General features: G+C 63.1%; 13 protein-coding genes. 2 read left to right on the top strand and 11 right to left on the bottom strand.

The features are described 5' to 3' along the window. Positions 1 to 400: 400 nt before the first annotated feature. From H681_RS22700 to H681_RS22735, 8 genes are read right to left on the bottom strand one after another with little or no spacing between them, the layout of a single operon-like run. Positions 401 to 2,056, bottom strand: coding sequence for an AAA family ATPase (locus H681_RS22700; RefSeq protein WP_015479236.1), 1,656 nt, complete (start codon positions 2,054 to 2,056; stop codon positions 401 to 403). A gap of 6 nt (positions 2,057 to 2,062) precedes the next feature. Beyond that, positions 2,063 to 3,169, bottom strand: coding sequence for a 3-dehydroquinate synthase (gene aroB / locus H681_RS22705; RefSeq protein WP_015479237.1), 1,107 nt, complete (start codon positions 3,167 to 3,169; stop codon positions 2,063 to 2,065). Between the two features lie 50 nt (positions 3,170 to 3,219). Further along, positions 3,220 to 3,711, bottom strand: a complete 492-nt coding sequence (gene aroK, locus H681_RS22710; protein ID WP_041712225.1) for a shikimate kinase AroK — start codon at positions 3,709 to 3,711, stop codon at positions 3,220 to 3,222. A 35-nt stretch (positions 3,712 to 3,746) separates the two neighbouring features. Beyond that, entirely contained in the window at positions 3,747 to 5,885 is a 2,139-nt protein-coding gene (gene pilQ, locus H681_RS22715; RefSeq protein ID WP_015479239.1) for a type IV pilus secretin PilQ, read from the bottom strand. Between the two features lie 53 nt (positions 5,886 to 5,938). Then, a complete protein-coding gene (gene pilP / locus H681_RS22720; protein WP_015479240.1) occupies positions 5,939 to 6,463 on the bottom strand; it encodes a type 4a pilus biogenesis lipoprotein PilP in 525 nt (174 codons plus the stop codon). Beyond that, entirely contained in the window at positions 6,460 to 7,113 is a 654-nt protein-coding gene (gene pilO, locus H681_RS22725; RefSeq protein WP_015479241.1) for a type 4a pilus biogenesis protein PilO, read from the bottom strand. Before pilO ends, pilP begins: the two co-directional genes overlap by 4 nt. Next, positions 7,110 to 7,703 (bottom strand): type 4a pilus biogenesis protein PilN, encoded by a 594-nt coding sequence (gene pilN, locus H681_RS22730; protein WP_015479242.1) that lies wholly within the window; start codon positions 7,701 to 7,703, stop codon positions 7,110 to 7,112. Before pilN ends, pilO begins: the two co-directional genes overlap by 4 nt. Further along, a complete protein-coding gene (locus tag H681_RS22735) occupies positions 7,703 to 8,767 on the bottom strand; it encodes a pilus assembly protein PilM (RefSeq protein WP_015479243.1) in 1,065 nt (354 codons plus the stop codon). Before H681_RS22735 ends, pilN begins: the two co-directional genes overlap by 1 nt. A gap of 185 nt (positions 8,768 to 8,952) precedes the next feature. Between H681_RS22735 and H681_RS22740 the strand changes: the two genes are divergently transcribed. Both H681_RS22740 and H681_RS22745 read left to right on the top strand, forming a co-directional pair. Then, a complete protein-coding gene (locus tag H681_RS22740; protein WP_015479244.1) occupies positions 8,953 to 11,379 on the top strand; it encodes a penicillin-binding protein 1A in 2,427 nt (808 codons plus the stop codon). Positions 11,380 to 11,561: 182 nt separating this feature from the next. Continuing rightward, positions 11,562 to 12,029, top strand: a complete 468-nt coding sequence (locus H681_RS22745) for a hypothetical protein (RefSeq protein ID WP_015479245.1) — start codon at positions 11,562 to 11,564, stop codon at positions 12,027 to 12,029. Here H681_RS22745 and H681_RS22750 read toward each other — a convergent pair. The 3 genes from H681_RS22750 to H681_RS22760 are packed head-to-tail and all read right to left on the bottom strand — an operon-like array spanning position 12,023 to position 13,814. Then, positions 12,023 to 12,517, bottom strand: coding sequence for a YgjP-like metallopeptidase domain-containing protein (locus tag H681_RS22750; RefSeq protein WP_015479246.1), 495 nt, complete (start codon positions 12,515 to 12,517; stop codon positions 12,023 to 12,025). The two genes, H681_RS22745 and H681_RS22750, sit on opposite strands and share 7 nt — an antisense overlap. A gap of 51 nt (positions 12,518 to 12,568) precedes the next feature. Further along, positions 12,569 to 13,339 (bottom strand): class I SAM-dependent methyltransferase, encoded by a 771-nt coding sequence (locus H681_RS22755; RefSeq protein WP_015479247.1) that lies wholly within the window; start codon positions 13,337 to 13,339, stop codon positions 12,569 to 12,571. Between the two features lie 37 nt (positions 13,340 to 13,376). Next, complete coding sequence (locus tag H681_RS22760; protein ID WP_015479248.1) at positions 13,377 to 13,814, bottom strand: hypothetical protein; 438 nt, start codon at positions 13,812 to 13,814, stop codon at positions 13,377 to 13,379. Positions 13,815 to 13,853: the final 39 nt, after the last annotated feature.

Raw genomic sequence — 13,853 nt, forward strand, 5'->3', positions numbered from 1 at the left:
TTTCGCCATGCGCCGCATTGCCGCGCCCTGTTCGCTCAGGCTGGCCGTTTCCCGCGCACTCCAAAGGCGCGGGCTGCCTCTTCGTGCAGTGCCGCTCAGCCCCTGGTTCACCTGGAATGACGCAAACCGCGTTGTTTGCCGCGTCTTACCCTACGCGGCGGCGGTTCCGCCCTGGCCATGACTCAACGTCAGCAGACCCATCTTCAAGCACTTCGCCTGTCTACTCGCTCAAGCGGCAAGTTTCCGATAGGCAAAGGGAGGTCATTGTACACATGGCGAAAGCGACGTCACTAATTTTTGTGACGCACCATCGAAATCCGATGTCGCATTTCTGAAAGAAAAATGCCGAAACCCGCAGAAGCGGGTTTCGGCATTTTCATTTTTGCGACGTCGCGGGTTTTCAGCGTGCGCCAGCGATCTCCTGCTGGATGCTGGAGAAGGTGCGCGACCAGGGCTTGGAGGCCTGGATCTTCGCCGGCAACTTCTTGATCGCGGCCTGCGCCGAAGCCCGATCGGCAAAGCTGCCGTAGGTCACGACGTAGAACGGCTTGCCCTGCAGGTTCTTGCGGAAGTAGCGGTACTCGCCGCCGCCCTGCTGGCTGATGAAGGCCTTGGCGCTGGCTTCCGAGCCGGTGCCCAGCACCTGCACGGAGTAGCGCGATCCGGCCTGGGACTGGTACCAGCTACTGCTACCGGCGCTACCGCGGGATGCGGCAGGCTTGCTTGCCGTGGCCGGCTTGGCGCTGGCGACGGTGGTTGCCGGCTTGCTGGCTGCCGGCTTGGCGGCCTGGACGGGCTTGGCGGAGGCGGTGGGCTTGACCGGTTCCGGACGCGGCGCGGGCGTCGGAGCCGGTTGCGGCGCGGCGGCCTGCTGCTGGGTCGACGCCGGCGGCACCGGATTCAGTGGCGTCGGGCCGTTGTTGGCCAGCGGCGTCACCGGCGGCGCGGTGCTGGTCACGGTCGGAGGAATTGCCGCGGACGGCAGACCGCCTTCGTCGGCATCTTCCTGCCCGCCGGCCTGGGCCAACGGCTCGCGAATCACCGGCTGGCTTTCACCCACCAGTGGCAGCGGCAACGGTTGGTTGGAACCGGCGAATTCGACCGAGGGACCGGCGCCCTGGGCGTCTGGCTGCGGGGCGGCACCGTTGAGCGGCAATTGCGAGGAGGTTTGCGCGGCGGTGCTCGGAGCGTCCGGCTTGCTGGTCTTGCCCTGCATGAACCAGGCGGCGATCACGCCGATGGCGACCACGCCAAGGATCGCCAGGTGCTTCTTCGGCAGCTTGAAGCCGGGGCCAGCGGCCTTGCGGGCGCCGCCACGGTCAGCCAGCATCGCCTCGATCATGGCGTCGCGGGCCGTCTGGTTGATCGCTCCCGGCCAGCCGCCGGACTGTTCGTGGATGTCGGCCAGCAAGTCGGCGGAGATCAGCTCGATGCCCTGCCCGGCGCCTTCCAGGCGCTGCGCCAGGTACTCGCGCGTCTCTTCTTCGCTGTAGGGCTGCAACTCGATGGCGTGGAAACGCTCCTCGCCTTCGGACAGCACGTCCAGGCGCGACAGCAGCGCCGGCTCGCCGAACAGGAAGACATGCAGGCGCGCCTCGGTGTTGCCGGCAGCCAGGAGCAGCAGCACTTCCAGGGCGTCATCGCGCAGTTGCTCGGCATCGTCCACCAGCAGATAGACGTCCTGCCCGGTGATCGCCAGTTGGGCAACCTTGGCCAGGATGGCTTCGAGGCTGGTCTGGGTAATGCCCAGGCCCTGCGCCAACTGGCGCAACAGGGTCGCCTCGTCGGCCACCGTGCGACCGGAGATCACCACGCTGGACACCGCATCCTTGTTGGTGCTGGCCACCAATGCCTGGCGCAGCAGCGTCTTGCCGCTGCCCAGCGGGCCGGTTACGGCCAGCAGCAGGTGACTGTAGCGCGCCAGGTGGTGCAGTTGCCCCAGCACAGGCTTGCGCTGCGCAGGGAAGAACTTGAAGCCGGGAACCCGCGGTGCGAACGGGTCATGACTGAACTGGTAGTGGGCCAGAAAGGCCTCATCGGCATGCAAACTGGACATGGGACCTCAATGCTCTCCTGCCTGACCGACCAGTGCCTGGTAGTCAGTGCGCAGCGTTTCTTCCAGAATCTCACGGGGGAATTCGGCGGTCACGACCGCAGCCCCCAGCCCTTGGAGCAAGACCAGACGCAAACGTCCATCGAGCACTTTCTTGTCGACGGCCATGTGCTCAAGAAAATGCTCGGCATTCATTTCCTGCGGCGGGACGACCGGCAGCTTCGCCTTGGCGAGCAGGCGAATGCCGCGATCGCGCTCGGCATTTGTCAGCCATCCCAGCCGATGCGACATCTCCAGTGCCATCACGGTTCCCGCCCCCACGGCTTCGCCGTGCAGCCAGACGCCATAGCCCATGTGGGTCTCGATGGCATGACCGAAGGTGTGGCCCAGATTGAGGGTCGCGCGGACACCGGTTTCCTTCTCGTCGGCGCCGACCACGCGGGCCTTGGCGGCGCAGGAGCGCTCGATCGCCTCGGTGAGCGCGCTGGGCTCCAGCGCCAGCAGGTCATCCACATGCGCTTCCAGCCAGGTCAGGAACGGCTCGTCGCAGATGAAACCGTACTTGATGACTTCCGCCAGCCCGGCGGACAGCTCGCGCGGCGGCAGGGTGCGCAGGGTGGTGGTATCGATGACCACCGCCCGGGGCTGATAGAAGGCCCCGACCATGTTCTTGCCCAGCGGGTGGTTGATGCCGGTCTTGCCTCCGACCGACGAGTCCACCTGGGACAGCAGCGTGGTCGGCACCTGGATGAAGTCGACGCCACGCTGGTAGCAGGCTGCCGCGAAACCGGTCATGTCGCCGATGACGCCGCCGCCGAGGGCGATCAGGGTGGTCTTGCGGTCATGGCGCGCGGTCAGCAGGCCATCGAAGATCAGTTGCAGGGTTTCCCACTGCTTGTAGGCCTCGCCGTCGGGGAGCACGACCGTGGTGACCTGGTAGCCGGCCAGGGTCTTCTGCAGTCGATCCAGGTACAGCGGCGCGATGGTTTCATTGGTGACGATGGCTACCTGACGGCCGCGAATGTGCGGTTCGAAGTAGCGCGGATCATCCAGCAGCCCCTCGCCGATGTAGATCGGGTAGCTGCGATCGGCCAGATCGACGTTGAGTGTGCGCATGAAACCCCCAGGCAAGAAAGGGGACTAGGATACCGCAGATTGCAGCGCCGTTAATGGCGCTCCAACTCACGCAAACGCTCCAGAATCTCCAGAACCACGAGGCGCGGTGGCCGCTCGTCGGTTTCGATGATCACGTCGGCGATTTCGCGGTACAGCGGATCGCGCATCTGCATGAGGTCACGGAGGATCTGCTCCGGATTGGGCTTCTGCAGCAGCGGGCGATTCTTGTCGCGCGCCGTGCGGGAAATCTGCTGCTCGACCGAGGCATGCAGGTAGATCACCTTGCCGCCGGCCTTGAGGATCAGGCGATTGGCGTCGCGCATGACCGCGCCACCGCCGGTGGCGATGACCATGCCGCCTTCGTCGCACAGCTCGGCGAGCATCGCCTGCTCACGCTCACGGAAACCCGCCTCGCCCTCGACATCGAATATCCAGGGGATGTTGGCTCCGCAGCGCTGCTCGATCTCTTTATCCGAATCTTTGAAAACGAGGTGAAGCTCTTTGGCGAGAAGACGCCCGATGGTGCTTTTCCCAGCTCCCATCGGGCCTACCAGAATCAAATTGGACACGACATTGATCAACGGCCGACTGCAAAGGCCTGATTATTCATAATCCGCGGAGTAATGAAAACCAAGAGCTCGTTCTTGCTGTCGGTTATCGAGTCGCGGCGGAACAGCCGGCCAATGAAGGGCACGTCACCCAGGAACGGAACCTTGTCCACAGCCTTGGTCTGGGTGTTGGAGAACACACCACCGATCACGATGGTTTCGCCATCGTTGACCAGCACCTTGGCATTGACTTCGTTCTTCTTGATCGGCGGCACACCGTTCAGCCGGTTGGCGTAGTCCGGCTCGTCCTTGTTGACCTTCACTTCCATGAGGATGCGATTGTCCGGAGTGATCTGCGGCGTCACCTCCAGCGCCAGTGCAGCTTCCTTGAAGGACACCGAGGTCGCGCCGCTGGAACTGGCTTCCTGGTAGGGAATCTCCGAGCCCTTGAGGATCTTCGCGGTTTCCTTGTCGGAGGTGACGACCTTCGGCTGGGAAACCACTTCACCGTTGCCGCTCTTCTCCATAGCGGAAAGCTGCAGGTCAAGCATGGCGTGATCGCTCAGGAAGCCGATACCGATACCCGAGGTGCTCTCGGCAACCCCCATATCGACGAATGGAACAGGAGTGCTGCCTTCGTCCAGCTTGAAGTTTCCAATCGTATCAGTCGTCGGGAAACCAACTACCCCATCATCGGAGATTCCACGCGCACCGTCCTTGCCGTAGAAATCCCAGTTCCCCCCTCTGAACGCGCCACCCCAGCGAACGCCCAAGGCCTTGCTGTAGTCCACGGCGGCTTCAACGATACGCGCCTCGATCATCACCTGGCGCACCGGGATATCCAGCTGGGCAACGATACGACGCAGCTCATCCAGGCGATCCTGGGTCTGGTAGGCGATGATCGCGTTGGTCCGATCGTCGACGGTGATCGAGCCACGAGTATCCGCACCCGCCGCCGGAGCGCCCGGAGCGCCGCCCACACCCGTTACCGACTGGAACAGCTTGGCGATGTCGGACGCCTTGGCGTAGTTCACCTGGATCAGCTCGCGCCGCAGGGGAGCCAGCTCGGAAATCTGCTTCTGGGCTTCGAGCTCCTGGCGCTCGCGCGCCGCGATCTCCTCCGCCGGGGCAACCAGCAGGACGTTGCCCACCTTGCGCTTGTCCAGGCCCTTGGTCTTGAGCACCAGGTCCAGCGCCTGATCCCAGGGCACGTTCTGCAAGCGCAGGGTGATGTTGCCCTGAACCGTATCGGAAGCGACCAGGTTCAGGTCGGTGAAGTCAGCGATCAGTTGCAGCACCGAGCGCACGTCGATGTCCTGGAAGTTCAGCGACAGCTTCTCGCCGGTATAAGCGAAGGTATCCTTCTTGCGCTTCTCGGCATCGTCCATCGTCATCGGCTTGATGCTGACGGTCATCCGATTGTCGGTCTGATAGACCAGGTAGTCGTACAGGCCGGTCGGCTCGATGGAAATACTGGCCTTGTCACCCGAAGTCGAAGCATTGACGAACTGCACCGGCGTGGCGAAGTCCTTCACATCCAGGCGTACCCGCAGATTGTCCGGCAACTGGGTGCGCGGGAAGTCCAGGCGAATCTTGCCACCCTGCTCCTGGATGTCCGGGCTGAGCGTCGGATCGGACAGGTCGATCACGACATTGCCTTCACCCTGCTCGCCGCGCTGGAAGTCGATATTGCGAATCGCCTTGCCTGCGGGAATATACGGCTTGGGCTGGGCCGGCTTGGCGATCGCCGAAGATACCGGCGCCGCCGAGGCGACCGTGCTGGAAGCACCGCTTCCGCCCACCACGACGTACAGGTTCGAACCATCCGACCGGGTGGTGTAAGGCACCAGCGTGCTCAGGTTGACGATCAGGCGGGTGCGATCCTTGGCCTCGACCACCGTCAGGCTGCGGGCATTGCCCACACCCAGCTCCCGGTTCTTGCTGCCCAGCTTGTTCTGCACGCCCGGCAGGTCCAGCGCGATGCGCGCCGGCTGCTCGATGGTGTAGCCGCGCGGAGCGGCCACCGGCCCGTCAAAGCCCAGCTTCAGCTCGACCCGATCACCCGGCAGCGCCGCCACATCGACGCTCTGCAGGTTGGCGGCCAGCAAAGCCGGCGCAAAGACAGCCGCGAGCAAGGAGATGCTCAGGCGGGAAAGTGTTCTGTTCATCGTCTGAATCCGTCGTGCAGACTGCTGTTTGTTATCCATGTTCATCCCCGCCCTTATGAACGTTCCTTGAGAGTCAGACTGCGCGGACGTTCGAGCCAGCCGCCCTCACCATCAGGAACGATTTCAATCACGTCGATCTTGCCTTCGCTGATCGCAACGATCTTGCCGTCGTTGCGTCCCAGGTAGTCGCCGATTCGTACCCGGTGCACCCCTCCTGCACCTTTCACGAGCGCGAACATCTGGCTCTCCCTGGACAAGGTCCCCACCATTTCGAAGGTTTCTATATTGAAGCCCTCGAGGAACTGCTTGACCCGGGTTTCGTCCGGCTTGACCACCTTGTTGCCCTTCTGTTTCACCGCCAGATCGATCTTGACCGGTGGCTGGAACGGGCTACGCAGCGCCGAGGCGCTATAAGTGAACGCTTCATACGGCTGGAACTTGGGCAGCGGCTCGATAGCCCCCTTGGGACGCGCACGCACCTCATCCATATAGGCTTGCAGATCGCTGAAATCGCCTCCCGCGCCGCACCCGTTCAGACTCAGGAGCAGAAAACCGCAAATGATCAGGCGCCCCCTCATTTCTTGGCTCCCGTTTTTTTCGGGGCATCGACCTTCACGCCCTTGTCGTTGTAACGATAGGTCTTGGCCAGGATGCTCATCCTCAGCCTGGACGTGCTGTCGGCGCTGGCAGGTTTGATCTCGAAATCGTGCAAGGTAACGATCCGCGGAAGACTGGACACGCCGCTGACGAAGGTCGCCAGGTCGTGATAGCCGCCGACGACGCTGATCTGGATGGGCAGCTCGATATAGAACTGCTGGGTCACTTCCGGCAGCAGCTTGATCTCTTCGAACTCGAGCCCGCTTCCCAGACCGGTGCGGGTGATGTCCTCGAGCAGCCCCGGCACCTCGGTATCGCTGGGCAGTTGCCGCAGCAAGGCGCCGAAGGACTCCTCCATTTCCTTCATCTGAACCTTGTAGGCATCCAGGTTCGCCGCCTGGAAGGCCTTGGCAGAGAACTGCTGCTTGAGCGTTTCCTCCTCCGCACGCTGCCGGTCCAACTGGTCCTGCATGTCCTTCAGATGGAAGTTGTAGCCAAGCGCGAGCACCACGGCCATCAGCAGGATGCAGGCGATGACCTTGACGGCCGCCGGCCAGGAGCCGAGGTTGTTCAGGTCAAGATCGTTGATGTCGATCTTGCGCAAGCTCTCGAGGGAACTGGCCAGACTCATTTCTTGGCTCCTTGCGCAACGTTCTTCTGCTCCGCCTCATCCGCCCCGGGTTGAGTCTGCTGAACCGTCAGCTGGAAGAGGTTCGCCTGATCCAGCCCTCCCTGGGTCACCGCCTTCACTTCCGTCAGGTTCGGCGCCATCAGCCACTCGGAGGCATCCAGGTTGCGCATCAGGTTGGAGACCCGGTTATTCGACTCGGCCGCCCCCGCGATGGAGATGGACTTCCCGGTCATCTTCAGGTCGGTGAAAAAGACGCCATCGGGCAACGTGCGCACCAACTGGTCGAACACACGACCAATGATCGGACGGTTGCCCTGAAGGTCCTGAATGATCTTCATGCGCTCCAGCAACTGCTGGCGGCGAGCCTTCAGTTCGCTGATTTCCTTGATTCGCGCATCGAGCACAGCGATTTCCTTGCGCAGGAAATCGTTGCGGGCGTTCTGGTTCTCGATAGTCGAACTCAGGTACTGGTCGCCCAGGAACACCAGGCCGGCAGACAGCAACAGCACGCCGCCCAGGGTCACCAGGAACCGTTGCCTGCGCTCTTCGCGCAGTTGCTCCCGCCACGGCAGTAGGTTGATGCGAGTCATCAGTCGAAACTCCTCATCGCCAGACCGCAGGCAATCATCAGCGCCGGCGCGTCACTGGCCAGCGCCCCCGCATTGACCTTTCCGCTCAGCACCATGTCGGTGAACGGGTTGGCCACGAGTGTCGGAGTACCGATCTTCTGCTGGATCAGCCGGTCCAGGTCCGGGATCGAAGCCGTTCCGCCCGCCAGCAGGATGTAATCCACGTCGTTGAACTGCCCGGCCGCGAAGAAGAACTGCAGCGAACGAGATACCTGCTGAACGACGGCATCTTTGAACGGTTGCAAAACTTCGCTGTCGTAGTCATCCGGAAGACCACCCTGCTTCTTGGCAAGACCAGCTTCCTCCACGGACAAACCGTAGCGGCGCTGAATCTCCTCGGTGAGCTGGCGTCCGCCGAACAATTGCTCGCGGGTATAGATAGTGCGTCCGTGGTGCAGCACGCTCAGCGTGGTCATGGTGGCGCCGATGTCGACGACCGCAACTGTGAGCTCGTCGGCATTGCCGCCCAACTGATCTCCGAGCAGACTGAACGCTCTTTCCAGCGCGTAGGCTTCGACATCGACGACCTTGGCCGTCACGCCGGCCAGCGCCAGGGCCGCCTCGCGCACTTCAACGTTTTCCTTTCGGCAGGCGGCCAGGAGTACATCGACGCGCTCGGCGTTTCGTGCGGAAACTCCCTGCACTTCGAAGTCGATCGCGACTTCTTCGAGCGGATAGGGGATGTACTGGTCGGCCTCGATCTTGAGCTGGTTCTCCAGCTCGTCTTCCGAGAGACCGCCATCCATCTCGATGGTCTTGGTAATGACCGCAGAGCCGGCAACAGCGACAGCAGCCGTCTTCACGCCGGTTCGCGCCTTGGCGATCACGCGTGACAACGCCTGGCCGACACCCTCCAGCTCAGCGATGTTCTTTTCTACCACTGCATTGGGCGGGAGCGGCTCGACGGCATAGGCCTCTACCTTGTAGCGGCCTCCAGAGCGGCTCAATTCGAGGAGTTTGACCGAAGTCGAACTGATGTCTATCCCCAGCAGCGTGTTCGCTTTCTTATTGAAGAGCCCTAGCACGACTGATTTCCTATCAGCATCCGAGACTTACGGACGATTTATGTTTTTTCACATTAGATACCAGACTTGACACCCGCGCAAATGGCTCACCGGGAAAAAAACTGCTTATAATGTGATCAGCTTTTCCCTTTTTACCGCGCCATCCGCTTAACTCTTTCTTTTCTCTGGAAATCCAAGACCTTCCAATGCGCCTGCTGAAGTTTCTGTGGTGGACCTGCGTCACCATAATCTGTGGATTGCTGCTCAGTTTCAGCGGCGCCTACCTCTACCTCAGCCCAAACCTCCCGTCCGTGGAGGCCTTGCGCAACGTGCGTTTGCAGATGCCGTTGCGCGTGTACAGCAGTGATAACAGATTGATAGCAGAGTTTGGCGAGATGCGCCGTACGCCGATTCGCTTTGCTGAAATCCCCCAAGACTTCACCCACGCACTGTTATCGGCCGAGGATGACAACTTCGCCAATCATTATGGCGTGGACGTCAAGAGCCTGATGCGTGCTGCCGCGCAATTATTGAAGACGGGACATATCCAGACGGGCGGCAGCACCATCACCATGCAGGTGGCGAAGAACTACTTCCTCACCAACGAACGCAGCTTCTCCCGGAAGATCAACGAGATCTTGCTGGCACTTCAGATCGAGCGCTCGCTGACCAAGGACGAGATCCTCGAGCTGTACGTCAACAAGATTTATCTGGGCAACCGCGCTTACGGTGTAGAAGCCGCCGCCCAGGTCTATTACGGCAAATCGATCAAAGACTTGAGCCTGGCCCAGATGGCGATGATCGCCGGTCTGCCCAAGGCGCCGTCGCGCTACAACCCGCTGGCCAACCCCGCCCGCAGCCTGGAACGCCGCAACTGGATCCTCGAGCGCATGCTCAAGCTGGGCTTCATCGACCAGCCTCGCTACGAAGCCGCGGTCAAGGAACCCATCGCGGCGTCCTATCACGTACAAAGCCCGGAGCTGACCGCCCCTTACATCGCCGAGATGGCGCGCGCCGAGCTGGTCGGCCGCTTCGGCGGCGATGCCTACACCGAGGGCTACCGCGTCTATACCACCGTGCGCAGCGATCTGCAGGAGGACGCCAACAACGCACTGCGCGACGGCCTGCAGGATTACGACCAGCGTCACGGCTACCGTGGCCCGGAGACCCGCCTGCCCGGCAAGACCCGCGATGCCTGGCGCCAGGCGATCGCCCAGCAACGCCCGCTCGGCGGCCTGGAGCCGGCCATCGTCATCCAGGTGGAGAAGAGCGGCGCCCTGGTGATGACCCGCGACGGCAAGGAAGAAGCACTCGCCTGGGACGGCATGAAATGGGCGCGCCCCTACCTCAGCAACAACAGCATGGGGCCGATGCCTCGCCAGCCAAGCGACGTGGTCCAGCCCGGCGACGTGATCCGTGTGCAACGCCGCGACGACGGCTCGCTGCGCCTGAGCCAGGTGCCCGCCGCACAAAGCGCGCTGGTTTCCCTGAACCCGCAGGACGGCGCGATCATGGCGCTGGTCGGTGGTTTCTCCTTCGAGCAGAGCAACTACAACCGCGCGACCCAGGCCAAGCGCCAGCCCGGTTCCAGCTTCAAGCCGTTCATCTACAGCGCCGCGCTGGACAACGGTTTCACCGCCGCCTCGCTGATCAACGACGCCCCCGTGGTGTTCTACGATGAGTACCTGGACAAGGTCTGGCGACCGAAGAACGACACCAACACCTTCCTCGGCCCGATCCCGATGCGCGAGGCGTTGTACAAGTCGCGCAACATGGTGTCGATCCGCATCCTCCAGGGGCTGGGCGTCGAACGCGCGCGCAACTACATCAGCCGCTTCGGTTTCAACAAGGACGAACTGCCGCCGAACCTGTCGATGGCCCTCGGCACCGCGACCCTGACGCCGCTGGAGATCGCCACCGCCTGGAGCACCTTCGCCAACGGTGGCTTCAAGATTTCGCCCTATGTGATCGAGCGCATCGAAAGCCGCGACGGCCAGATCATCTACCAGGCCAACCCGCCCCGCGTGACGAATGACGAGGCACAGGTCGAACAGGCACAGCCCACCGGCACCAACGAACTGGGCAACGACGACCCGAGCCTGGCCAAGACCACCATCGAGCCGGCCGCCGCCGAGCGCATCATCGACTCGCGCACCGCCTACATCATGACCAGCATGCTGCAGGACGTGATCAAGCGCGGCACCGGCCGTCGCGCCCTGGCGCTCAAGCGCGACGACCTGGCCGGCAAGACCGGTACCACCAACGAGTCCAAGGACGCCTGGTTCTCCGGCTACAACGCCGACTACATGACCACCGTCTGGGTCGGTTTCGACCAGCCGGAAAGCCTCGGCCGCAGCGAGTACGGCGGTAACGTGGCCCTGCCGATCTGGATGCGCTACATGGGCGCCGCCCTGAAGGACAAGCCCTCGCACCTGCTGCCCGAGCCCGCCGGCATGGTCAGCCTGCGCATCGATCCGGTGACTGGCCGCGCAGCGGCGCCAGGCACGCCGGGCGCCTATTTCGAACTGTTCAAGAACGAGGATACGCCGCCTTCGATGAGCGAACTGGCACCGGGAAGCGCGCCGGGAAGCGGTATGCCGGCGGAAGAAGAAGCCCCGATCGACCTGTTCTGACAGGCAGGCACAGGCCCCTCGCAAGAGGGGCTTTTGCATCGAACGGAATGTTTCCCGAATAAATCATGGCATTTCGCCAAATCATTGATTAATCTGCCGTTTGCGGCGGTGAACAGCCCCGGACGACCGACCCCATCCGGCGCGTCAGGGGCTTCCCGCGGCAACGTCATCAGGACGCCCGGATGCTACGCAAACTGTCTGGCTGGCTGTTCTGCCTGATCGCACTGTCGCTCGGTGCGCCGTTACTGCGCCTGCTGGCCACACCCCGCGTCCTCGCCCCCGCACCTGACCTCGTCTACCTCGACCAGTTGCTCGCCACGCTGATCGCCTGCGCGGGACTTTCCGGCCTGCTCATCGCCTGCCTGCTCCGCCTGCCCGCTCGCGCATTCACCGCAATCCTTCTGCTGCTGCCCGCCGGGGCGCTCTGCATCTGGCGCCTCACCCATCCCGCGCTCGAGCCCAGCTCCCCCACACCGGAGCAATTCCGGCTGGTACTGGCGGGACTGACGGGATATGCCCTTCTGCTGGCCGGCATCGGATGGCTCGCCAGGCGGGAAGGCGGAGTACGGACAGCCTTGCGCTGTCTCGGCCTGCTACTGCTGCTGCCCTGGGGCCTTGGCCTGTTCTACCTGATGCGACTGTACTACTGAGGCAGATCGCGCCAGGTCAGGTAGACGCGCAGGTCGAACTCCAGTTGGTGGTAGCCCGGCAGCATGTGCTCGCAGAGCTGATAGAAGGCCTTGCCGTGGTCACGCTCCTTCAGGTGCGCGAGTTCGTGGACCACGATCATCTGCAGGAACTCGGGAGCCGCATCCTTGAACAGCGAGGCGACACGGATTTCCTTCTTCGCCTTGAGCTTGCCGCCCTGCACCCGCGAGATCGCCGTGTTCAGGCCGAGGGCGCGCTGCACCACGTCCAGCTTGTTGTCGTAGAGCACCTTGTCCACCGCCGGCGCGGTGCGCATGAACTGCTGCTTGAGGTCCATCGCATAGCTGTAGAGCGCCTTGTCACTCTGCACGTCATGGCGACCGGGATAGCGACGCTCCAGGTACTGGGCGAGACGGTCCTGCTCGATGAGCTGGCGCACCTGGTCCTGAAGCTGCTGCGGGTAGGCCTGGAGATAACGGAGCGGTTGCATGGGCGAGGCGACTGACGGGACGTTCGACCGCCAGTCTACCTCATTCACCACTCAATCCAGCGCGCAGGTGCTATAGGCTTCGGTGCGGTACGGGAACGCGACCTCCGCGCAATCTTTCAATGCCGGATGGCTGGCAATCAGCTCTCGCAGTTGCTCGGCCACCCGTTGTTTCTGCTCATCCGGCAACGCGGCGATGAAGCTGACCGACAGGACACGCGAAACGATCACCTGTTCCGGCGGGCCGATGTGCTGGTAGTTGAACTCGCGCAGGCGCAACGGCGCGAATCGCGCGCCTGCAAAGGCGCGTCGCCATTCGCCGGTGTGGAAGCGCGGCGTACTGCCCTCGTAGCGTTCGACGATGCGGGCCACCTCGGCCACCCAGTCGACCCGCTCGTCACGGACGTTCCAGACCAGACCGAGATGACCGCCCGGGCGCAGCACCCGATGGATCTCGGCCAGCGACCGCTCGTCCGCGAACCAGTGGAAAGCCTGGGCGCAGGTCAGCGCATCCAGGCTCCCCGTCTCCAGGGGGATCGCCTGGGCGGTACCGTTGAGCGCCTTCACCGCCGGCAGGGTCGCGCTCAATTGCTCACGCATCGCCGCCACCGGCTCGATCGCCGTGACCTGCGCCCCCGTGCGCAGCAGCAAGGCGGTGAACTTCCCAGTCCCCGCACCGAGATCGGCCACCGCCTTGCCGGGAGCGATCTCCAGGGCCTCGCCCAGCCAGCCCAACAGCTCATCCGGATAGTCCGGACGCCCGTGGGCATAGGCTTTCGCTTCACGGGCATAGCCATCCCGCGCACTGCCATGTACATCCGTCATCGTGCCTCCAGAGCCCGTCCGACCCGAGCACCAGCGCTCAGAGGAACCGGCAGGCCTTGCCGTCGAGTTTGCTCTTGCCATCCAGGTAACTACGGTAGCAGCTGAGCAGCCTCGATTCCTTGATACGGCAGCGCTTCTGCCGGCATTCGCCGGTGAACTCGAAGCGGCCGCCATCCGGGGCGGCCAGTTGGATACGGATCGCCGGCCAGCCCTTCTTCGGCGCCTTGTCCGGCGTACTGAGCACGCGGTTCTCGTTCTCCACCAGGGCGGCACCCGCTTCGGCATAGTCGAAGACGAACAGCAGGGTACGCGAGGTCTTCAGCGTGCACTCTTCATGGGTCAGGCAGTTCTGCGCATCCACCGGCAGGTTTACCGGCGGCTTCGGCGGTGGCGCCGAGGCCCCGGGGGGAAGCAGCGAACAACCGGCCAGCAGCACCAGCGACAGAGCGGCAAGCCCGGCACGCAGCATCGACATGCCATCAATCTCCTTCTGGCAAATACGAAAGAGCCCCGC

The sequence above is a fragment of the Pseudomonas sp. ATCC 13867 genome (assembly GCF_000349845.1).
GTDB lineage: Bacteria > Pseudomonadota > Gammaproteobacteria > Pseudomonadales > Pseudomonadaceae > Pseudomonas.